At 63.6% G+C, this 21,858-nt stretch carries 18 protein-coding genes; 10 read left to right on the top strand and 8 right to left on the bottom strand.

Annotated elements, in window-relative coordinates:
• Positions 1–49: 49 nt before the first annotated feature.
• The gene (locus tag AACY13_RS13240; protein ID WP_339462045.1) at positions 50–1,720 is read right to left on the bottom strand and encodes an ABC transporter substrate-binding protein; all 1,671 of its coding nucleotides are present in this window, start codon (positions 1,718–1,720) and stop codon (positions 50–52) included.
• Positions 1,721–2,140: 420 nt separating this feature from the next.
• Here AACY13_RS13240 and AACY13_RS13235 point away from each other — a divergent pair, with 420 nt between their 5' ends.
• On the top strand, positions 2,141–3,469 hold the full coding sequence (locus AACY13_RS13235; protein ID WP_339462044.1) for a spinster family MFS transporter: 1,329 nt from the start codon (positions 2,141–2,143) through the stop codon (positions 3,467–3,469).
• A 110-nt stretch (positions 3,470–3,579) separates the two neighbouring features.
• Here the strand turns inward: AACY13_RS13235 and rapA are convergent, their stop codons facing one another.
• Positions 3,580–6,429, bottom strand: a complete 2,850-nt coding sequence (rapA, locus tag AACY13_RS13230; RefSeq protein ID WP_339462043.1) for an RNA polymerase-associated protein RapA — start codon at positions 6,427–6,429, stop codon at positions 3,580–3,582.
• A gap of 168 nt (positions 6,430–6,597) precedes the next feature.
• On the opposite strand from rapA, the gene AACY13_RS13225 reads away from it, so the two are divergent.
• From AACY13_RS13225 to ccoM, 4 genes are all read left to right on the top strand, one after another.
• Entirely contained in the window at positions 6,598–6,894 is a 297-nt protein-coding gene (locus AACY13_RS13225) for an aspartate-semialdehyde dehydrogenase (RefSeq protein ID WP_339462042.1), read from the top strand.
• Between the two features lie 111 nt (positions 6,895–7,005).
• On the top strand, positions 7,006–7,602 hold the full coding sequence (locus AACY13_RS13220) for an alpha-ketoglutarate-dependent dioxygenase AlkB family protein (protein WP_339462041.1): 597 nt from the start codon (positions 7,006–7,008) through the stop codon (positions 7,600–7,602).
• The gene (locus AACY13_RS13215) at positions 7,599–7,757 is read left to right on the top strand and encodes a hypothetical protein (protein ID WP_339462040.1); all 159 of its coding nucleotides are present in this window, start codon (positions 7,599–7,601) and stop codon (positions 7,755–7,757) included. Before AACY13_RS13220 ends, AACY13_RS13215 begins: the two co-directional genes overlap by 4 nt.
• Before the next feature lie 156 nt (positions 7,758–7,913).
• Entirely contained in the window at positions 7,914–8,030 is a 117-nt protein-coding gene (gene ccoM / locus AACY13_RS13210; protein WP_298140885.1) for a cytochrome c oxidase subunit CcoM, read from the top strand.
• A 416-nt stretch (positions 8,031–8,446) separates the two neighbouring features.
• On the opposite strand, the gene glpD is transcribed toward ccoM, so the two are convergent.
• Complete coding sequence (gene glpD, locus AACY13_RS13205; RefSeq protein ID WP_339462039.1) at positions 8,447–9,988, bottom strand: glycerol-3-phosphate dehydrogenase; 1,542 nt, start codon at positions 9,986–9,988, stop codon at positions 8,447–8,449.
• A gap of 138 nt (positions 9,989–10,126) precedes the next feature.
• Complete coding sequence (locus AACY13_RS13200) at positions 10,127–10,885, bottom strand: DeoR/GlpR family DNA-binding transcription regulator (protein ID WP_339462038.1); 759 nt, start codon at positions 10,883–10,885, stop codon at positions 10,127–10,129.
• A gap of 97 nt (positions 10,886–10,982) precedes the next feature.
• On the opposite strand from AACY13_RS13200, the gene ybaK reads away from it, so the two are divergent.
• Both ybaK and glpK read left to right on the top strand, forming a co-directional pair.
• The gene (gene ybaK, locus AACY13_RS13195) at positions 10,983–11,453 is read left to right on the top strand and encodes a Cys-tRNA(Pro) deacylase (protein ID WP_339462037.1); all 471 of its coding nucleotides are present in this window, start codon (positions 10,983–10,985) and stop codon (positions 11,451–11,453) included.
• Positions 11,454–11,491: 38 nt separating this feature from the next.
• Positions 11,492–12,979, top strand: a complete 1,488-nt coding sequence (glpK, locus tag AACY13_RS13190) for a glycerol kinase GlpK (RefSeq protein ID WP_339462036.1) — start codon at positions 11,492–11,494, stop codon at positions 12,977–12,979.
• 271 nt (positions 12,980–13,250) lie between these two features.
• Here glpK and AACY13_RS13185 read toward each other — a convergent pair whose 3' ends face one another.
• Both AACY13_RS13185 and AACY13_RS13180 read right to left on the bottom strand, forming a co-directional pair.
• Positions 13,251–14,030, bottom strand: a complete 780-nt coding sequence (locus tag AACY13_RS13185) for a type IV pili methyl-accepting chemotaxis transducer N-terminal domain-containing protein (protein ID WP_339462035.1) — start codon at positions 14,028–14,030, stop codon at positions 13,251–13,253.
• A 166-nt stretch (positions 14,031–14,196) separates the two neighbouring features.
• The gene (locus AACY13_RS13180) at positions 14,197–15,426 is read right to left on the bottom strand and encodes an alginate export family protein (RefSeq protein WP_445262576.1); all 1,230 of its coding nucleotides are present in this window, start codon (positions 15,424–15,426) and stop codon (positions 14,197–14,199) included.
• A gap of 343 nt (positions 15,427–15,769) precedes the next feature.
• On the opposite strand from AACY13_RS13180, the gene AACY13_RS13175 reads away from it, so the two are divergent.
• Complete coding sequence (locus AACY13_RS13175; protein WP_339462034.1) at positions 15,770–16,579, top strand: PhzF family phenazine biosynthesis protein; 810 nt, start codon at positions 15,770–15,772, stop codon at positions 16,577–16,579.
• A 137-nt stretch (positions 16,580–16,716) separates the two neighbouring features.
• On the opposite strand, the gene AACY13_RS13170 is transcribed toward AACY13_RS13175, so the two are convergent.
• Positions 16,717–17,826, bottom strand: coding sequence for an ABC transporter ATP-binding protein (locus AACY13_RS13170; RefSeq protein ID WP_339462033.1), 1,110 nt, complete (start codon positions 17,824–17,826; stop codon positions 16,717–16,719).
• Positions 17,823–18,743 (bottom strand): ornithine carbamoyltransferase, encoded by a 921-nt coding sequence (argF, locus tag AACY13_RS13165; RefSeq protein ID WP_339462032.1) that lies wholly within the window; start codon positions 18,741–18,743, stop codon positions 17,823–17,825. Before argF ends, AACY13_RS13170 begins: the two co-directional genes overlap by 4 nt.
• A 332-nt stretch (positions 18,744–19,075) precedes the next feature.
• Between argF and AACY13_RS13160 the strand changes: the two genes are divergently transcribed.
• Together AACY13_RS13160 and AACY13_RS13155 are read left to right on the top strand one after the other, a co-directional pair.
• Complete coding sequence (locus AACY13_RS13160) at positions 19,076–19,507, top strand: hypothetical protein (protein ID WP_339462031.1); 432 nt, start codon at positions 19,076–19,078, stop codon at positions 19,505–19,507.
• Positions 19,508–19,694: 187 nt separating this feature from the next.
• Positions 19,695–21,803, top strand: a complete 2,109-nt coding sequence (locus AACY13_RS13155; protein WP_339462030.1) for a molybdopterin oxidoreductase family protein — start codon at positions 19,695–19,697, stop codon at positions 21,801–21,803.
• The last annotated feature ends 55 nt before the right edge of the window (positions 21,804–21,858 follow it).

Genomic DNA, 21,858 nt, shown 5'->3' with positions numbered 1-21,858 from the left:
GGCTAGGTTCCTTCACCGGTCGTGCCGCCTTTGCAGGGGCGGTGGCGGGTTATGGCGAGGGGCTGACGTCGACGCTTTCCAGGCACTCGACCCGGTTGCGACCCAGCTGTTTGGCGCGGTAGAGCATCTGGTCCGCACAGCCCACCAGCCCGCTCAGGGGCTGGCCCCGATGCCATTGCGCCACCCCGAAGCTGGCGCTGACGCTGATCTGTTCCAGGAGCGGTTCGGCCGTCAGCAACAGGCGCAGCTTCTCCGCTATCGCGCGGGCGTGGGCAAGGTCGGTGTGCGGCATAAAGATGATGAACTCCTCGCCACCCCAGCGGCACAGGCAGTCGGACTGGCGCAGATGGGCCTTGATCCTGTGCGCCACGCCGCTGAGTACCAGGTCGCCCACCTCGTGACCGTGCTGATCGTTGATCAGTTTGAAATGGTCGATATCGAAAAAGATCAGGCTGAGGTCCAGGGCGTAACGTTCGGCGCGGGCGATTTCCTGCAGGGCCACCTCTTCGAACTTGCGCCGGGTCCATTGCCCGGTCAGGCGGTCGGTATTGGCCAGGGTCTCGAGCTGCTGGTTGCTGCACAGCAGCTTTTCCTCGGCCTGGCGGCGACGGCCGACTTCCAGGCGCAGGCGATTGCTCAGATGGGCAAAGCGCAGGGCGATGGCGGCCACCACCAGGACGATCAGCACGGCCGCCGCCAGCACCTGATAGAGCAGGCGGTGATCGGTTTCGACCTTGCGGTTGTAGATAAAACCGTTCAGATCGATGGGGCCATGGGCCATGCCCAGGGCCACATAGTGCTCGGCGATGGCCTGCCAGCGCCCCGGGTTCATATGGCCCAGCTGCACCAGCTCGGGCATCACCAGTTTCTTCAGTTCCTCGGCCTCGAAGCGCAGGTGCTCCAGGCTCTTGTCGGGGGTGTAGCGCCGATGGATCAACTGCACGCTCTCTTCGATATGGTCCATGGCGTATTGCCAGCCGCGCAGGCTGGCCTGGAGAAAGGCCTCCACCTGCTCCGGACGCTGTTGCAGCAGCTCGCGGCGGGTGCTGAGCACGTCGTTGTAGAAGTTGACCCCGTATTCGCGCGGTTTGATCAGGCGATAGGCCACCTGCTGCTGCCTGAGCCAGAAGGGTTCATTGGAGACATAGCCGTTATAGGCGTCGGTCTTGCCGTCGACCAAGTCTTGCGGGTTGAAGCTGGTGGGCTGCTCCTGGATCTGATCGAGGCCGATGCCTTCGCGTATCAGCATGATGCGCAGTTCGGCGCTTTCCGGCAGCGGCATCACCATCACCCGTTTGCCGGCCAGGTCCTGAGGGGTATAGATGCCCGAGTCGGCCCGCACTATCCAGACGCTGGGCGAGCTTTGCATGATGGCGGCCAGCGCCACCACGGGTTGGTCGGCCATATGCGCAATGATCAGGCCGCTATTGCTGATGGCGAAGTCGACGTCGCCCGCGAGCAGGCTGTCCAGGCCCTGCGGGCTGTCCGGACCGCCCTGGCGTATTTCCACCGTCAGTCCGGCCTGTTGGTAAAAACCTTTCTCCAGAGCCATGTAGTAGCCGGCGAACTGGAACTGATGCAGCCAGCGCAACTGCAGGCGCAGGGTCTCTTGCGCCACGGCCGGGAGCAGGCACAGCCACTGGGCGAGCAACAGGCCGACGAACAGGCAAAGCGAACGCTGGCCGCGGCTGCATCCTGCATGGCGAGGGGTTGCTTGCATGTACACCTGCTGGGTGAGCGCCTGCAAAAACCCTAGGCAAGTGCTCCGGGCCGTCGCCCGGTGCGCGGGCCGCCCTGCACTTGCTCAAGGCCGTGGCGGCCATTGAGCGGCCGTCAGCCGGATGCCGGCAGATTGCTAATAGAAGCAGTAAAGGCTATTGGCCATGCTTTGCCCAGTGGATGAGTGCGTAACAGGAAAAATACGCCGCCACGCGGTTAGGGCGGGGGCTTCCCGCATCCCGCTCGCCCCTCTGCTCGGCGGCAGTTTTCCGGCGGCCGGTCCGCGGCTTCTACCATTGGCTGACATAAACACAACAAATAGTCACAGACAGCCTAGGCCCCAGGTCCTAGATTGCACGCTGCACATCCCGGCAGGCGGCTGCCGGGGTCTGGCTCCAATAACAACAATAGAGAGTGACCCATGCAGCAGTCCCAGCAAGCGGCGAATGCCTGGCGTATTTTGTTTCTGCTATTTCTCGCCAACCTGTTCAACTTCTTCGATCGCACCATTCCGGCCATCATCATCGAGCCGATCCGCATGGAGTGGGGGCTCAGCGACTTTCAGTTGGGCCTGATCGGCACCGCCTTCACCATCGTTTATGCCATCGCCGGCGTGCCGCTGGGACGCATGGCCGACACCGGCGCGCGGCGCAAGATCATGGGCTGGGGCCTGGCGGTATGGAGCGGGCTGACGGCGGTAAATGGCCTGGCCTGGAATTTCTGGAGTTTTCTGCTGATTCGCATGGGGGTCGGCATTGGCGAGGCCAGTTATGCGCCGGCGGCCAACTCGCTGATCGGCGACCTGTTCCCCGCCCACAAGCGGGCACGGGCCATGGGCATCTTTATGCTCGGGCTGCCGCTGGGGCTGCTGCTGGCCTTCTTCACCATCGGTGCCATGGTCACGGCCTTCGACAGCTGGCGCGCGCCGTTCTTTATCGCCGCCGTGCCGGGGGTGATCCTGGCGCTGTTCATGTTCTTTATCAAAGAGCCCAGGCGCGGTGCGGCGGAGCAGGTGCAGTCGCTGGCGACGCCAGTGGCAAAGCCGCTGCGCAAGGTCCTGGCGATCCGCACCTTCTGGTGGCTGGTGCTGGCCGGGTTGGCGTTCAACTTCGCCACCTACGCCTGCAACTCGTTTATGGTGCCGATGCTGCAGCGCTACTTCCTGTTGCCGCTGGAGCAGGCGGCGATGGCCACTGGTGTCATCGTCGGCCTGACCGGGTTGCTGGGGCTGACCCTGGGTGGCTGGCTGGCGGACAAGATCCATCAGCGCTGGCAGGCCGGGCGTCTACTGTTTGCCGCCCTGAGCATGCTGATCGCGGCGCTGGCCACCGGCTATGCTTTGCACGCCGGGCGCATTGAAGTCGCCCTGTTCGTCGCCCTGTTCAGTATCGGCTGGTTGTTTGCCTACAACTTCTACACCTGCGTCTACACGGCCATTCAGGATGTGATCGAGCCGCGTCTGCGCGCCACCGCCATGGCCCTGTTCTTCGCCGGTCTGTACCTGCTCGGCGGCGGCCTGGGGCCGGTGGCGGTCGGCCTGCTGTCGGACCACTATGCCCAGGCGGCGATGCTGGCGGCCGGGGCCACGGAAATGAACGAAAGCTTCAAGGCGGTGGGCCTGCATGGGGCCATGTACCTGATACCCGTGGCGCTTTTGCTGACCATGCTGGCGCTGCTGCAGGCTTCGCGTTGCTTCGTGCGCGATGCCGCCAGGATGCAGCAAGGTATGGTCGACGCCGTGCCAGCCTAGGCGGGGTGCCGCGCGGGGCAATACGCGGGCGAAAAAAATGCCGCTCACTGAAACCAGTGAGCGGCATTGTTGTTGCTGACCTTGCGCTCAGTGCGCAGGGCCTTGCCGGCTTAGCCGGCGACCAGTACGCGGATGGCTTCCAGGCGCAAGGCGGCCTTGTCGAGCATGGCCAGGCCCTGCTCGCGCTGCTGGCGCAGGGCGCTGAGTTCGCTGTCGCGTACGCTGGGGTTGACCGCTTGCAGGGCAACCAGGCGTGCCAGCTCTTCGTCGGTCTCGGCGGCCAGGCGGCGCTTGGCCTCGGCTACCCGCTCCAGATGGCGCGCCGCGACCTTGTCTTCGCCCGCGTTGATCAGCGGGTTGAGGCTGTCGCGCTGGGCCTGGACGAACTTGTTGGCGCTGGCTCGCGGCACGCTTTCCAACTGGTCGTTGAGGGTTTCGAAGGCCACCTTGTGCGCCAGGTCGTTGCCGTTGGCATCGAGCAGACAGCGCAGCGCGATAGGCGGCAGGTAGCGGCCCAGTTGCAGGGCGCGCGGTGCCACCACCTCACTGACGTAGAGCATTTCCAGCAGCACGGTGCCGGGTTTCAGCGCCTTGTTTTTGATCAGCGCGACGCCGGTGTTACCCATCGAGCCCGAACGCACCAGGTCCATGCCGCCCTGCACCATGGGGTGTTCCCAGGTGAGGAACTGCATGTCCTCGCGGGCCAGGGCCATATCGCGGTCGTAGGTGACGGTCACGCCTTCGTCGTCGCCAAGCGGGAAACTGGCATCCAGCATCTTCTCGCTGGGGCGCAGGATCAGGGCGTTGTCGGAGTGGTCTTCGCTGTCGATGCCGAAGGCGTCGAACAACTGCTCCATATAGATCGGCAGGGCAAATTGGTCGTCCTGTTCGAGAATCGCTTCGACCAGTGCCTCGCCCTCACCGGCACCGCCGGAATTGAGCTCCAGCAGGCGGTCACGGCCGGCATGCAGTTCGCCTTCCAGGCGCAGGCGCTCGGCTGTGGCTTCATCAACCAGTGCTTGCCATTCGCCATCGTCGCCGCTTTCCAGCATGGGCAGCAGGCGGCTACCGAACTGGTGCTGCAGGGCATTACCGGTTGGGCAGGTGGCGAGGAAGGCGTTCAGCGCCTGGTTGTACCACTGGAACAGGCGCTCCTGCGGGCTGTTCTCCAGGTAGGGCACGTGTAGCTGGATGCGGTGCTTCTGGCCGATCCGGTCGAGGCGGCCGATGCGCTGTTCGAGCAGGTCCGGGTGGGCCGGCAGGTCGAACAGCACCAGGTGATGGGAGAACTGGAAGTTGCGGCCTTCGGAGCCGATTTCCGAACAGATCAGCACCTGCGCGCCGAATTCTTCGTCGGCGAAATAGGCGGCGGCGCGGTCACGCTCCAGAATACTCATGCCTTCGTGGAATACCGTGGCCGGAATACCCTTGCGCATGCGCAGGGCGTGTTCCAGGTCCATGGCGGTTTCGGCGTGGGCGCAGATCACCAGCACCTTGAACTTTCTGAGCATCTTCAGGGTGTCGATCAGCCACTCGACCCGGGGGTCGAACTGCCACCAGCGCTGTTCGTCGCCGAACTCGGCCTGGGCCTGGTAGCTGACTTCCGGGTAGAGGTCGGCATGCTCGCCCAGCGGCAGCTCCAGGTATTCATCGGGGCTGGCCAGGGGGTAGGGGTGCAGCTCGCGATCCGGGAAGCCCTGCACCGCGGCGCGGGTGTTGCGAAACAGCAGGCGGCCGGTGCCGTGGCGGTCGAGCAGTTCGCGCACCAGGCGCGCCGAGGCCTCGCTGTCGCCAGCATTGACTGCGCTCAGCAGGGTTTCGCCCTCGTCGCCGAGGAAATCGTGGATGGTCTGGTGCGCGGCGGGCGACAGGCGACCCTGGTCGAGCAGTTCCTGCACCGCTTCGGCGACCGGCTGGTAGTGGGTGCTCTCGGCGCGGAAGGCTTCGAGGTCGTGGAAGCGGTTGGGGTCGAGCAGGCGCAGGCGCGCGAAGTGGCTGTCCTGGCCTAGTTGTTCCGGGGTGGCGGTTAGCAGCAGCACGCCTGGAATTACTTCGGCCAGCTGTTCGACCAGGCGATATTCCTCGCTGGCGTGCTCCGGGTGCCAGACCAGGTGATGGGCCTCGTCGACCACCAGCAGGTCCCAGCCTGCGGCAAACAGCGCGTCCTGGGCCTTTTCGTCTTCGCACAGCCATTCCAGGGCGACCAGCGCCAGCTGGCAGTCTTCGAAGGGATTGCCGGCATCGCTTTCGATAAAGCGCTCGGCGTCGAACAGTGCCACATCCAGGTTGAAGCGCCGGCGCATTTCCACCAGCCACTGGTGCTGGAGGTTTTCCGGTACCAGGATCAGTACCCGGTTGGCGCGCCCGGACAGCAGCTGGCGGTGGATCACCAGGCCGGCCTCGATGGTCTTGCCCAGGCCCACTTCGTCGGCCAGCAATACCCGCGGAGCGATACGGTCGGCGACTTCGCGGGCAATGTGCAGCTGGTGCGCGATCGGCTGGGCGCGCACGCCGCCCAAGCCCCACAGCGAGGACTGCAACTGCTTGCTGGTGAACTCCAGGGTGCGGTAGCGCAGGGCGAACCAGGGCAGTGGGTCGATCTGCCCGGCGAACAGACGGTCGCTGGCCAGGCGGAACTGGATAAAGTTGGACAGCTGGGTTTCCGGCAGGGTGACGTTCTGGTGCTGGGCGTTGAGACCGTGATAGACCAGCAGGCCGTCGACATCGTCGACCTCCTGAACGGTCAGCTTCCAGCCTTCGAAATGGGTGATCTCGTCGCCCGGGGAGAAGCGCACGCGGGTCAGTGGCGCATTGCGGGTGGCGTACTGGCGCGTTTCGCCGGTGGCCGGGTAGAGCACGGTAAGCATGCGGCCGTCCTGCATCAGAACGGTTCCCAACCCCAGCTCAGCTTCGCTGTCACTGATCCAGCGTTGCCCCGGTTCATACTGCGCCATGCCCATCTCCCGTGTGAAAAAGCCGACTATGTTAACGCAGCGCCGGCTCCTGGCCCAAGGCGCATTAGCGTGCAGTCGGCACTTTGTGTGATTGGTTCTGTCAAAAGTGTAGCGAGGCTGCTCTCAAGTCGGCGTCTGTGTGGCCGACAGCCTGACCAAAGGAGGACAGATAAAGTGCTACCGCCTATCCCCCATAGCATGGCCCCGGTCACGGTCCAGCAGGATGTGATCAAGCCCAGGCCGGAAATTCCGCCGGTTACGCCTGCGGCCGAAAGCGCTAAGGAGAGCGGTGTGAGCCTGGATAAACGCCATCCGCAGGAAGCGGAGGTTCTGTTACGCGAAGAGCAACGTCGCCGTCAGCGCCGTGGCTACAGCCCAGCGGAGCTGGCCGAAGGCGAAGTCGACGCGGCCGACGAGGCGGTGATCGACGATTTGCCGCGCCAGGGCCTATGGGTAGATGTGGAAGTCTGAGGACCGGCTGGCGCTCTCGCGAGCCGGGGATAAACATTGGCGCAGCAGGTCGAAAACAGCTTTCGGCTGGTACACACTGCCGGCCTGCGCCCTTGGTTAATGTGCTCCGTGATGCTATTTGACGACGCCCCCTTGCAACTGCCCGACGCCGAACTGGATTTCCAGGCCGACTGGCTGGAGCTGGATACGGCCGATCGCTGGCTGACGCAACTCGTCGCCGAAACCCCCTGGCAACAGCCCCGGGTGCGGCTGTATGGGCGCGAGCATGCGGTGCCGCGCCTGGTCGTCTGGTATGGGGATGCCGAGGCCCGCTACGGTTATTCCGGCCTGAGCCATTCACCCCTGGCCTGGACGCCCTTGTTGGCGCAGATTCGCGCACGGCTGGTGGCTGCGCTGGGACAGCCGCTCAATGGCGTATTACTCAATTATTACCGCGACGGCCAGGACTCCATGGGCTGGCACAGCGATGATGAAGCCGAGCTGGGGCGCAATCCGCTGATCGCCTCGCTCAACCTGGGCGGCAGTCGGCGTTTCGATTTCAGGCGCAAGGGACAGAGCCGTATCGAACACTCGCTGCTGCTCAATCATGGTTCCCTGCTGGTCATGCGCGGGCCGACCCAGCATTATTGGCAACACCAAGTGGCGAAAACGCGCAGTCCCTGTACGCCACGCCTGAATCTGACCTTTCGCATGATCCTAACGCCATGAGCAACGACAAGCTGATTGATTTCACCGCCGAGCGCGGCAAGCGCATCCATGACCTGCACGACAAGAAACTCGACGAGATGCGCGAGGCCTTCGAGCAGGCCCTGCCATTGCCCAAAGGCAAGAAAAAGCCCAAGGGCAAACCGAAAAAGCCCTGATTGCCGCTGAATCGGGGGCTGATCCATTGATCTGGATCAGTTAACCCGCGTCTCTCCGTCCGCCCCCTGTGCCGTCTTGATCTGGATCAATAGCCGTCTGCCACCGCCTGTTAACTTGAAGCCATTCCCACACAGGCTTCACGCAGGAGGCACCCCATGTTTATCGATGTCGTAGTTCTGGCTGGAATCGGCACGGTCGGTTTGATGGTCGCCTTCTTCGCCGGTGTCGGCTATTTCATCTGGAAGGATTCGCACAAGCGCAAGCAGGGCTGAATCCCCGGAATCAGAGCACGCAAGGCAATTTGGGCGACCTAGGTCGCCCTTTTTTTATGGCCGCCATCCATGGCGGCCACCCTGCGGGCCGTCGCTGCGCGACGTTAAAAATTGTTCCAGACAATTTTTTATGGCCTGCCTGTCATAGGGGCCACCCTGCGGGCCGTCGCTATGCGACGTTAAAAATTGTTCCAGACAATTTTTTATGGCCTGCCTGTCATAGGGGCCACCCTGCGGGCGCGTCGCTGCGCGACGTTAAAAATTGCTCCAGACAATTTTTTATGGCCTGCCTGTCATGGGGGCCACCCTGCGGACCGTCGCTGCGCGACGTTAAAAATGATTCCCGATCGTTTTTTATTCTTGCGTTTTTATCGCGCCACGCAGCGCCGTGGTTTGGCTGCTGGCGGTCTTGGGCCTTAGGCCGCGTGGGCGTCTTCCGGGCTGCGTGGCGAGTGGATGGCCAGATAGTGCGCGAGCCGGGTCTGCTGCGCCGGGGTCATAAACAGGCCGAGCTTGCTGCGCCGCCAGAGAATGTCTTCGGCCTGCATGGCCCACTCCTGCTGGCACAGGTAATCCACTTCGCGGGCATAGAGGCCGCTGCCCAGGTGCTCGCCCAGGTCCTCCAGATTGACAACCCCCTTGAGCATGATCCAGCTGCGGCTGCCATAGCTGCCGGCCCAGCGGCGGGCCAGCGCAGTGGGTAGCCAGCCGAAGCGCGCACATAGGGCTTCGACCAGGGCACTCTGGCTTTCCAGTTGTTCCGCGCCGGGCAGCGGGCTGCTGGCAGTCCAGTTCGGGCCCATTTTCGGGAAGTACGCGGCCAGTTGCGCCAGCGCGGATTCGGCCAGTTTGCGGTAGGTGGTCAGCTTGCCGCCGAACACCGACAGCAGCGGTGCCTCGCCGGGGTGGCCGGACAGTGCCAGGGTGTAGTCGCGGGTCACCGCCGAGGGGTCGTCCGACTCGTCGTCGCACAGCGGGCGTACGCCGGCATAGGTGTGGACGATATCGCTGCGGCTCAGCGGCTTCTTGAAGTGGGCATTGACTACCTGCAGCAGGTAATCGATCTCGGGGTCGGTAATCGCCACCCTGGCCGGGTCGCCCTGGTATTCGCGGTCGGTGGTGCCGATCAGGGTAAAGCGCTCCTGATAGGGGATGGCGAAGACGATGCGACGGTCTTCGTTCTGCAGGATATAGGCCTGCTCGCCATCGAACAGGCGAGGTACGACGATATGGCTGCCCTGGATCAGGCGGATGCCATAGGGCGAGTCCTGCTTCAGGTCGTCACGTATAAAGCGCGCCACCCAGGGGCCGGCGGCGTTGACCAGGGCCCGGGCGCGTATCGAGAACAGGCTGCCGTCGGCGCGCTCCAGGTGGATATGCCACAGGCCTTTGCTGCGCCGGGCGCTGACGCAGCGGGTGCGGCTGTGCACATGGGCACCCTGTTCGCGGGCGGCCATGGCGTTAAGCACCACCAGGCGCGCGTCGTCGACCCAGCAGTCGGAGTATTCGAAGCCGCGGCTGATTTCCGCCTTGAGTGGGCTGCCGGCACCGAAGCGCAGTCCGCGCGAGCCGGCCAGCTTCTCGCGTTTGCCGAGGTGGTCGTAGAGAAACAGGCCGGCGCGAATCATCCAGGCCGGGCGCAGGTGCGGGCGGTGCGGCAGGATAAAGCGCATCGGCTTGACGATGTGCGGGGCCTTGGCCAGCAGCACTTCACGCTCGGCCAGGGCTTCGCGCACCAGGCGGAACTCATAGTGTTCCAGGTAGCGAAGGCCGCCATGGATCAGTTTGCTGCTGGCTGAGGAGGTGTGCTGGGCCAGGTCATCCTTTTCGCAAAGGAACACCGACAGGCCGCGCCCGGCCGCATCGGCGGCTATCCCCACGCCGTTGATGCCGCCGCCGATCACGGCGAGGTCATAGATTTCCGCGAGCGGGTTGGTGGGGGCGTGGCGAGTAGTCATGGCAGCACCGCAAAGGTCGGAATTGAACGTTTTTATGTTCACTTTCGAAAATATGCTAGTCGAATAGACGCGACTTCGCCACCCCGATCCTGCGCTTTCGCGCTCAGTGGTCGATTTTTTTGTAAACGAGGGGCCGGCTCAGACTAGGTCGAGTTGCACCTTGTGCTCGCTGAGTAGGCGGCCGATGGTGCTGGAGGGGGCGGCATCGGTGAATACGCGGTCGACCAGGGTGATGGAGCCCAGGCGGACCACCGCATTGCGGCCAAATTTGCTGGAGTCGGCGGCCAGGAACACCTGGCGCGCGTTATCGATAATGGCCTGGGAGACCCGAACTTCCTGGTAGTCGAAGTCGAGCAGGCTGCCGTCTTCGTCGATGCCGCTGATGCCGACCAGGGCGAAGTCGACCTTGAACTGGCGGATGAAATCCACCGCCGCCTGACCCACTACGCCGCCATCGCTGCGCACCGTGCCGCCGGCCACCAGTACTTCGAAGTCGGCCTTGGCGCTGAGCTGGGCGGCCACATGCAGGTTGTTGGTGATGATCTTCAGGCCCTTGTGCCCGAGTAGTTCGCGGGCGATGGCCTCGGTGGTGGTGCCGATGGCGATAAACAGCGAGGCGTGGTCGGGGATATGCGCGGCGATGGCGGCGGCGATGCGCTGTTTCTCTTCGCGCATCTGCCCGGCGCGCATGCTGTATGCGGTGTTCTGGGTGCTCGACGCCTCGCTCGCCGCGCCACCGTGGGTACGGCGCAACAGGCTCAGCTCGGCCAGCTGATTGATATCGCGTCTGATGGTCTGCGGGGTGACGCCGAATGCCTGGGCCAGTTCGTCGATGCTGACATAGCCGCGTTCGCGGGCGAGTTCGAGAATGTCCTGTTGGCGGGGTGGCAGCGTCATGGGAGGGTCCTTGAGAGTGGCCAACATTATAGGCTGTCGTCGCGTCCGTTTTCGGCTAAGGTACGCGAACTTTGTTAGATTATTTTCACATTCGAACATGACTCCTGCCATCGACCTGCTGAAAAAAGCCAAGGCTGTGCATCGGGTGCACAGTTATCCGCACGATCCCAAGGCGGCCTCCTATGGCCTGGAAGCGGCGGAAAAGCTCAAACTTGAGCCCGCGCAGGTGTTCAAGACGCTGCTGGCGGCCAGCGAAAAGGGCGAGCTGCTGGTGGCGGTGGTGCCGGTGGCCGGCACCCTCGACCTGAAAGCCCTGGCCCAGGTGGCCGGCGTGAAAAAGGCCGATATGGCCGATCCGGCTGCGGCGCAGCGCGCCACCGGTTATCTGCTCGGCGGTATCAGCCCGCTGGGGCAGAAGAAGCGCCTGCGCACCTTTATCGATGAGTCGGCGCAGCAGTTTCCCGGCATCTACGTCAGCGCTGGGCGGCGCGGGCTGGAGGTCGAGTTGGCGGCGGAGGTACTGGCGCAGTTGACCCAGGCGTTGTTTGCGCCGATTGGCCGCGTTTAATCCCCAAGTTTTAAACCTATAACAACAAGGAACTCAGCATGTCCCACTACCTGCTTGCCATCGACCAGGGCACCACCAGCAGCCGTGCCATCGTTTTCAGCAGCGCCGGCAAGCGGGTTGCCAGTGCGCAGCAGGAGTTCAGGCAGTTCTTTCCCCAGGATGGCTGGGTCGAACACGATGGCGAGGAGCTCTGGCAGAGCACCCTGCAGGTCTGTCGCGAGGCCCTCGAGCAGGGCGGCCTGCAGGCAGCGGATATTACCGCCATCGGCATTACCAACCAGCGCGAAACCACCCTGGTGTGGGACGCCGTGAGCGGTGCGCCGATCCACCCGGCCATCGTCTGGCAGGACCGGCGCACCGCCGATTACTGCAGCGGGCTAAAGGCCGCCGGCCATGAGCCGATGGTGGCGAGCAAGACCGGCCTGCTGATCGATCCCTACTTTTCTGCGACCAAGCTGCGCTGGATTCTCGACGCGGTGCCGGGTGCCCGTGAGCGCGCCGAGCGCGGCGAGTTGCGCTTCGGCACCGTGGACAGCTTTCTGCTGTGGCGGCTAACTGGTGGCAAGTCGCACAAGACCGATGCGACCAATGCCTCGCGCACCTCGCTGTTCAATATCCACACCCAGCAATGGGATGCCGAGCTGCTCGAGCTGTTCGAGATTCCCGCCAGCCTGCTGCCCGAGGTGCTCGACTGCGCCGCCGAGTTCGGCACCACCGAGGCCGAGCTGCTCGGTGCGGCCATTCCGGTGCTGGGCATGGCCGGCGACCAGCAGGCGGCGCTGATCGGTCAGGCCTGTTTCGAGGCCGGCATGGTCAAGAGCACCTACGGTACTGGCTGTTTTATGATCCAGAACACCGGCTCCACCCCGGTGGCTTCGAAAAATCGTTTGCTGACCACGGTGGGTTATCGCCTGAATGGCCAGGTCACTTATGCGGTGGAGGGCAGCATCTTCGTCGCCGGCGCGGCGGTGCAGTGGCTGCGCGACGGCATCAAGCTGATCAGCCATGCCCGCGACAGCGAGGCCCTGGCCGAGGCGACCGGCGATGCCTGCGGGGTGTACCTGGTGCCGGCCTTTACCGGCCTGGGCGCGCCTTACTGGGATCCCAAGGCGCGCGGCGCGATCTTCGGCCTGACCCGCGACACCGGGATCAAGGAGATCGTCACCGCCGGCCTGCAGTCGGTGTGCTACCAGACCCGCGACCTGCTCGAGGCCATGCGCCAGGACGGCGCGGCCGAGCCCAGCGCGTTGCGGGTGGATGGCGGCATGGTGGAGAACAACTGGGTGATGCAGTTTCTCGCCGATATCCTCGGTGTACCGGTCGAGCGCCCCGAGGTCACCGAAACCACCGCCCTCGGCGTGGCCTATCTGGCTGGCCTGCAAGCCGGTCTGTATCAGGACCTGGAGAGCATCGCCAGCCATTGGCATCGCCAGCAACGCTTCGATCCGCGCATGAGCGCCAGCCATCGCAGCAAGCTGTATGACGGCTGGCTGGATGCGGTCAAACGGGTGCGCAGCGAAGGTTGAGGCAAACGCGCTGTTATAGGAGCCAGCTTGCTGGCGACTTTTCTACTCGAAAGCCAGTCAGAGAAAGGGGGCGCAGAACCTTTTTCGGGGCTCGCGAGCTAGAGCGAGACAAGGCAAAAACAGCCGAGGAAGCGGAGTTTACGGGTTGTAAATGAGCATTACTCGTTTCACTCGCCCTTCGGGTCGCGCTGAAGCGCGTTAGCCACAAGTGGCTTGCCGAGGCTGTTTTTAACGCAGTATCGCCGACGCGCAGCAGATCCTAAATAGGTTCTCAAGAGCCTGCCAGCATCACCCCTTCATACTGATTGGTCAGCTCGTTCATCTGCCACAGCAGGGTTTCGGTGGTGGTGGTAATCACCGTCGGCACGTAGCGCGAATCGCTGGCCAGGTTGAAGCCGGCGCGGGTAAAACGCCATTGCGCCTCGGCCTGGCTCAGGCCCTTGCTGATCTGCGCGGTGTTCTGGCTGGCCTGCTGCAGCTCCTGCAGCGCCACTTCGAACTCACCCACGGTCTGCTCGAAGCTCTGCTGCAGGCCCTCGACCGGCAAGCGCCAGCTTATGGCCAGATACAGCTTGGCGATACGCTGGCTGAGCATGCGCTGGCGGCCGCTGCGGTTGACCAGCACCGCGCTGCGGCCGCCGCTGTGGCGTTCGAGCAGTTGCACCACCTGCTCGCTCTGCGCCAGCAACTGATCGCTGAGCTCCAGGACCAGCAGCGCCTGCTGTTTATCGGGGCGCGACAGCGCCAGTTCGCGGTAGCGCTGCCAGGTCGTGCCGGCCACTTGCAGGGCCTTGCGGATTTCCGTGGTGGGGGCGTATTCGCTCAGGGCCAGGTAGTTGCTCTCGAATTTGGCGATGCTCTGGTCGAGCTGCTGCTCGGCCAGGTCGGGGCGGATCTCGGCACCCAGCATCAGGTAGCTCTTGGCGATGCGCTGGCTGAGCATGCGCTGCATGCCCGACAGGTTCATCGCCTCGGCCGCGTTGATAGTGGCCCAGGCCGTTGGGCTGAGCAGGCTGCAGAGCAGGATCAGGGGGGCGATAAGGCGGCGCATAAAACTCTCCACAGACGTGCGGTGTGAGAACCTGTTTAGGATCTGCTGCGCATCGGCCACCCGGCGTTAAAAGCTGCCTCGTCTGGCTCTAGCTCGCAAGCTCGTAAGCAGCTTCTAAGCGCCGCACGTTCATCAATAGATGGCCCCGTTGCGGGGCCGGGGGCTATCAGTAGCTGTATTGCAGCTGTACCCAGAGCTTGTCGGTGTCGACGGAGAAGTCGTCGGCATCGTAGCTGGCGTACTTGACCAGGCCGACCAGGCCCTTCACGCCCGGGATCGGGTGGGCGTAGGCGACATCGATTTCTTCGCCGTACTGGCTGCTGCCGCGCTCGGCGCGGAAGTCGTGGTACCAGGCCTGCAGGTTGCCGCCCAGCAGCGGGGCGGTCAGGCCGACATAGGCATCCTTGACCCCGGCGGCGGGTGTCAGCAGGAAGATATCGGCCCAGCCCTGGAAGGCGTGCTTGGTCGCCAGCGGGGTCTGGAAGGCCCGATTGCCCGGGCCTTCGTCGCCGCCCAGCACCTCGTAGCCGCCCTTGAACGTCACGCCCTTGAAGTTGTAACCCAGTTCGGCCAGGTAATAGTCGCTGTCCAGATCCAGCGAGTTGTCGGCGTATTCGCTCTGCTGGGCATATTCCAGGGCGTAGCTGACGCCGGCGACGGCACCATTGAGGCGCAGGCCGGTGGTCTTGCTCGACTGATTGCCGGCGGCCAGGTTGTCCAGGCCGAGGCGGTACTGGTAGGCGGTGGCGGTCAGCTCCGGCATCAACACATATTGCATATTGAGCAGATGGCTATGGCCTTCGATATTGGCTGGGTTGGCGGCGGTATCGAAGCGATTGTCGCCGGGGCCGAAGATGCTGTTGATGTTGTCGATATAGGCGTAGCTCAGGGTCAGCCCGTCCAGGGGCTTGAGCTGGCCGAGCACGCCGTCGTAGGTCTGCTCGTTCTGCCGCCAGGCCACGCCGCCGACGAAGCGCTGATTGTCCAGGTTGATGCGCTGGCGACCGAGCACCGCGCTGCCGTACTGGTGCTCATAGCGCAGCAGGGCCTGGTTGACCTCGCTGCCGTCCGGGTCGGCAACTACCGAGTAGTCGCCCTGGCCGTTACGGGTGCTGTTGTAACTGGCGTCGCCGATGCGGCTGACATTGTCCGCCTCGATCAGCGCCGAGAGGCCGTACCACTTGCCGCTCTGGAAGCCGACGCGGGTGCGCAGGGTCTGGGCGTTGGCGTGCTTAAGGGCGTTGTCCTGGTCGACGTGCTCATAGCGGTAGCGGGCATCGAGGATCGGTTTGCCCTGGGTGAACAGGTTGCTGAATGCCTCATCGGCGAGGGCGGCGTGGCTGAGGGTGCTGCTGGCAACGGCCAGGGACAGCAGGGTCAGTTTCATCATGCGCATAGCGGTCTTCCTAAAGTGAGCTAAAAAACGCAAAAAAAACGCCACAGCACCCACGTCTCCATCAGGGAGGGGGGCTATGACGTCGTTGTCGGATGTGTGGCAGACACGCCGTTGTGCTGACCGGGGATGGTCTTAGCAGGTGGCGTGCCATAATTTACAAGTGACTGATTTAATTAGAATTAGCTAGTTAGAAAGGGCCTTCTGCGATGAGTTCGTGCACCCGTCATGCGCGCTGCGCATTGAGACGGTGCAGCTGTACCGGCGTAATTGTGCCTGCCTGTAAGGGACGAGCGGTGTATGCCTGCGGCATGCTCGTGACGACAACGAATAGGGAGTTTCACCCATGCAGCTTGAGTTCCATCAGGTCGACGCCTTTGCCAGCCGCCCCTTCGCCGGTAACCCGGCAATGGTCTATCGCCTGGACAGCTGGCTTGACGAGGCGTTGATGCAGCAGATTGCTGCCGAGCACAATCTGGCGGAGACCGCCTTCGCGGTGAAGGAAGGAGCGGCCTGGCATATCCGCTGGTTTACCCCGACCGCCGAGGTGCCGCTATGCGGGCATGCGACCCTGGCCTGCGCTTATGTGCTGTTCGAGCTCTACGGCGAGCCGGGTGCGTGCATCGAGTTCAGCTGTTTGTCCGGCGCGCTGCGGGTCAGTCGCGAGGGCGATCGGCTGGTGCTGGATTTCCCCGTGCGCAAGGCCGTGTCCTGGGAGGGGTGCGAGCAGGTCGAGCAGGCTCTGGGTACACCGGTGCTTGCGCTGCTGGCCCTGCCCGGTAGCCAGGGGGTACAGGAGTTAATGGCGATTCTGCCTACAGAGGCGGCGGTGCGGGCCTGTCAGCCGGATCTTGCCGCCGTGGCCAGGCTGCCCGGGCTGGGGCTGCTGATCAGCGCGGCGGGCGAGCGCCACGATTTTGTCTCGCGCTACTTCGCCCCCGGCATAGGCATCGATGAAGACCCGGTCACCGGTTCGACCCATTGCATCCTTACCCCCTATTGGGCCGAACGTCTGGGCAAGAACGCGCTCAGCGCTTACCAGTGTTCGGCCCGGGGCGGCGAGCTGCACTGCCGGCTGGAGGGGGAGCGGGTCAAGATCGCCGGCCAGGCGGTATTGGTGGCCAGCGGCCGGTTGTGCTTGAGCGAGGCTTCGTAGGGCGTCACTCGCCGCAGGCAGTGCACCATTGGTTCTGCGGCGCGGCACACAAGTTGACGGGTTGTTGCTGCGCGCCGAAGCCGTCCTACCTGCAGGCGGTGCGTCCTTGGGCCGCGACACTTATTCTGCGCTCGGACTCAGCTATCGCTGCTATAGCGGCGCACGCCTGAGTCGCCCAGAGTGACCTGGGCGGCGATGCTGCCCGGGGCGGGGAACACCACCAGATGGTCGGCGGCCACGCGGATGCCGACTTCCTCGCCGGGCATGTGGTCGGCGTGGCTGGGGAAGATCGACTCCAGCTGGCTTCCAGTGGACAGCTGCAGGCGGTACAGGGTCGCCGCGCCGAGAAAGGTCTTGCCGACGATCAGGGCTTTCTGCGTGCTGTCCGGGTCGTAGACGATATCGTCCGGGCGCAGCAGCACATCCACGGCGCTGCCGCTGGGCCAGGTATAGGCGCGGTTGCCGCGGATCAGGCCCAGTTCGGTCTGCACCGCATCCGGGCTGAGCAGCTGGCCACGGATAAAGTAGCCCTGGCCGATAAAGCTGGCGACAAAGGGCGTCAGCGGCTCGTGGTAGAGGTTATAGGGCGTGTCCCACTGCTGCAGTTTGCCCTCATGAAAGACCCCGACATGGTCGCTCACGGCAAAGGCTTCTTCCTGGTCATGGGTGACTAGGATGGCGCTGGTGCCGCGGGCCTTGAGAATATCGCGGACCTCATGGCTCAGGCGGCGGCGCAGTTCGCCGTCGAGGTTGGAGAAGGGTTCGTCGAGCAGCAGCAATTGCGGTTCCGGGGCCAGGGCGCGGGCCAGGGCCACACGCTGCTGCTGGCCGCCGGACAGCTCATGGGGGTAGCGTTTGCCCAGATGGCCGAGCTTGACCAGTTCCAGCAGCTCGGCGGTGACGCGCTCGCAGTCGGGCTGTTTGCGGATGCCGAAGGCGACGTTTTCCGCCACGCTCAGGTGCGGGAACAGGGCGTAGTCCTGGAATACCATGCCGATCCGGCGCTTTTCCGGGGCCAGGGTGAAACCGGTTCTGGAAATGACCCGGTCGGCCAACTGGATCTCGCCTTCCAGCACCGGCTCGAAGCCTGCGATGGCGCGCAGGGTAGTGGTCTTGCCGCAGCCGGAAGGGCCGAGCAGGCAGCCGATATCGCCGGCATTGAGGTGCAGATTGAGGTCGTGCACCACCTTGTGTTCGTGAAAGCCGCAGCTCAGGTCGCGCAGGTTCAGCAGCAAGGGCTGGCTCATGCGTGGTGGTACGCCGGTTCGACGAGGAATTCGAGCAGGGCCTTCTGCGCATGCAGACGGTTTTCCGCCTGGTCCCAGGCCGCCGAGCGCGGATCGTCGAGCAGGTCCTCGCTGATTTCTTCGCCGCGATGGGCCGGCAGGCAGTGCAGGAACAGTACGTCTTCTGCGGCGGTATCGAGCAGGGCACGGTTGACCTGGTAGGGCTGGAACAGCTTGAGGCGCTCGGCGGCTTCGTCTTCCTGGCCCATGGAGGCCCATACATCGGTGCTTACCAGGTGGGCACCGGCCACCGCGGCGCGCGGGTCGCGCAGAATCTGTACGCGCTCGCCCGCCTGGGCCAACAGGGCGGCGTTGGGCTCGTAGCCTTCGGGGCAGGCCACGCGCAGCTGGAAGTCGAACTGCATGGCCGCTTCTATATAGGAGTTGCACATGTTGTTACCGTCGCCGATCCAGACCACGGTCTTGCCCTTGATGCTGCCGCGCAGTTCCAGGTAGGTCTGCATGTCGGCCAGCAACTGGCAGGGGTGCAGGTCGTCGGACAGGCCGTTGATCACCGGCACCCGCGAGTGGGCGGCAAATTCAGTCAGGTTGCTGTGGGCGAAGGTGCGGATCATCACCGCGTCGAGCATGCGCGACATGACGATGGCCGCATCGCCGATCGGTTCGCCACGGCCCAGCTGGGTGTCGCGCGGCGAAAGGAAAATGGCCTGACCGCCGAGCTGGATCATCCCGGCTTCGAACGACAGGCGGGTACGGGTCGAGGCTTTTTCGAAGATCATCCCCAGTACGCGGTTCTTCAGCGGTTCGAACAGCACGCCGCGATTGCGCAAGTCCTTGAGCTCCATGCCGCGGCGGATCAGGCTCACCAGTTCATCCGGTGTGCAATCCATCAGCGAGAGAAAGTGTCTTGCGCTCATCGTTAACTACCTTTTGACAGCAGGGGCGCAGGTTCAAGGGCCAGGGTGAATTAAGAAAAACGGCAGAACCTGCGGCTTGGAGGCCGCACCATGCGACGAAACGGGGAAGGCGCGATCTTATAAGGAAATGACGAGCAGGCGCAAACTGCCCGCGCGTTCACGGGAGCCGGGCGCGCTGTAAGCCTTTTCCTATTTCTTTGTGAGAGATGTCATAAAAATGACATCTGTTGTTGAACCCATCAGGGCTGGCACTTAGGATGCCCGCGCCTTTTCGAGGCAATGCATTGCCCCGCAACGGGGTATCCATGGAATGTTGTGAAACGGAGTTTCAAATGAAACATCTTGCATCTATCGCCGCTATTTCTGCCTTCGCTCTGCTGACTGGCTGTGCCAGCCAGAACATCAGTCAACCTGCTGTACCGCTCAACGGTACCGTGGGCACTAATCTGAAGGCCGACGTGAAAGTGGGCGAAACCATCTCCGGTGAGTCGTCGGTGAACATTCTGTTCAATGTGTTCAAGCTGGGCGGTGATACCCAGTTCGCCGATGGCGTGACCTATGGTGGTGGCGAGGGTGGTTTTGCTCTGGGTATTGACCCAGTGGCTTCCGCCAAATCCGCAGCTGCTTACAAAGCAGTCAAGGCCTCGGGTGCCGACGTGATTGTCGCCCCGCGTTACGAAGTGAATGTGCAGGACTACTTCGTATACAAAACCGTGAGCGTAAAAGTGACCGGTAACAAAGGCACTGTCACCGCTATTCGCTAAGTCGCTGCAGGCGAGCTGTGATATGCAGATCGCCTCGGTGTTGCGGATTGCGCGCTGCGTTGAATCGGCAGGCATGATGCCTGTCGATTCATAAGGCGAACCCTACTAGTCGACTTTCCCTCCAGCCGCCATAGTCTTGATACGACGAGCCGTCGCTCCTGTCACAACAAGAAGATGAGGCTAGGCCATGAGCAAGACCCTCCACCACCGTGCGTGCCACCTGTGCGAGGCCATCTGTGGCCTGACCATCGAAACCGAACAGCAAGATGATGGCTCGACCCAGATCCGTTCGATCAAGGGCGATGCCCAGGACAGCTTCAGTCGCGGCCATATCTGCCCCAAAGCTGTGGCCCTGCAGGATATCCAGAACGACCCCGACCGTTTGCGTCAGCCCATGCGCCGCGTCGGTAACGAGTGGCAGGCTATCGACTGGCAGGAGGCCTTCGAACTGGTCGCCGAGCGACTCGCCGATATCCAGACCCGCCACGGGGCCAATGCCGTAGCCACCTATCACGGCAACCCCAGCGTGCATAACTACGGTCTGCTGACCCATAGCAATTATTTTCTCGGTCTGCTGAAGACCCGCAGCCGCTTTTCCGCCACCTCGGTGGACCAACTGCCCCATCACCTGGTCAGCCTGCAGATGTACGGCCACGGCATGCTGCTACCGATCTGCGATATCGACCACACCGACTTCATGCTGATTCTCGGCGGCAACCCGCTGGCCTCCAACGGCAGCATCATGACCGTGCCGGACGTGGAGAAGCGCCTGAAGGCGATCAAGGCCCGTGGCGGCAAGGTGGTGGTGGTCGATCCGCGCCGCAGTGAAACCGCGGCCATTGCCGATCAGCATGTGTTCGTCCGTCCGGGTCAGGATGCCGCGCTGCTGTTCGGCTTGCTCAATACCCTGCTCGAGGAAAACCTGGGGCGCGTCAGCCACCTGCCGGTTGCCGGCCTGGATCAGGCGCGCCAAGCCATCGCCGGCTTTACTGCCGAGGCCATGAGCGGCCGTTGCGGCGTGCCGGCCGAGCAGATCCGCCAACTGGCCCGCGACTTCGCCGCCGCCGACAAGGCGGTGTGCTATGGCCGCATGGGGGTGTCGACCCAGGCCTTCGGCACCCTCTGCCATTGGCTGATCCAGCTGATCAACCTGGTCACCGGCAACCTCGACCGTGAGGGCGGGGCGCTGTGCACCGAGGCGGCAATCGATCTGACCACCGGCAGTTCCGGCACCCACTTCGACCGCTGGCGCAGCCGCGTCTCCGACCTGCCGGAATACGGCGGCGAACTGCCGGTGGCGGCTCTGGCCGAAGAAATGCTCACCGAGGGCGAGGGGCAGATCCGCGCCCTGGTCACGGTGGCCGGTAATCCGGTGTTGTCGACCCCCAATGGCCGTCAGCTGGAGCAGGCCCTGGACGGCCTGGAGTTTATGCTCAGCATCGACCCCTATATCAACGAAACTACCCGTTATGCCGACCTGATCCTGCCGCCCACGGGGCCGCTGGAGCACGACCACTACGACATGACGTTCAATAGTTTCGCCGTGCGCAATGTCGCCCGCTTCAACCTGCCGGTGCTGGAAAAGCCGGCCGGTGCGCTGCACGACTGGGAGATCTTCGTCGGCCTGGCCAAGGCCTTCGCCGGCAAGCTCGGCGTGGAGCTGAAGCCGACCATGGAACCGGCGCAGATGGTCGATCTGGGTCTGCGCATGGGCCGCTATGGCGACAAGTCCGAGCACAAACTGTCCCTTGCTACCTTGCTGGAGCACCCCCACGGCATCGACTTGGGCGCGCTCAAGCCCAATCTGGCTGGGCGTTTGCGCACCCCGGATCAGCAGGTTCAGGCCGCTCCCGCTTTGCTCCTGAGCGACCTGTCGCGCTTTGCCGAACAGCCGCAGCCCGGGGCCGACGAATTGCTGCTGATCGGCCGTCGCCATGTGCGCAGCAATAACTCCTGGATGCACAACTACCACCGCCTGGTGAAGGGCAAGCCGCGCCATCAGCTGTTGATGAATCCGCGGGACCTGGAGCAGCGCGGTCTGGTAGATGGCCAGTTGGTGCGGGTGCGTTCGCGGGTCGGTGCAATCGAGGTGGAAGTGGCGGCCAGCGACGACATGATGGCCGGCGTGGTCAGCCTGCCTCACGGCTGGGGCCATGCCCGTCCGGGGGTGCAGATGGCCATTGCCAGCGCTCAACCGGGAGCCAGCGCCAATGACCTGACCGACGAGCGGCAGCTCGATGCGCTGTCCGGTAATGCGGCGCTTAATGGGGTGCCGGTGCAGGTGGCGGCGGCCTGAGGACCTGTTTATGAGCTGCTGCGCGTCGGCCCTGCTGCGTTTAAAACAGGCTCGG

The organism is Pseudomonas sp. EA_105y_Pfl2_R69 (genome assembly GCF_963970915.1).
Classification (GTDB): Bacteria; Pseudomonadota; Gammaproteobacteria; order Pseudomonadales; family Pseudomonadaceae; genus Aquipseudomonas.
Note: the sequence above shows the minus strand (reverse complement) of the source record. Positions and strands in the feature narration are given on the sequence as shown.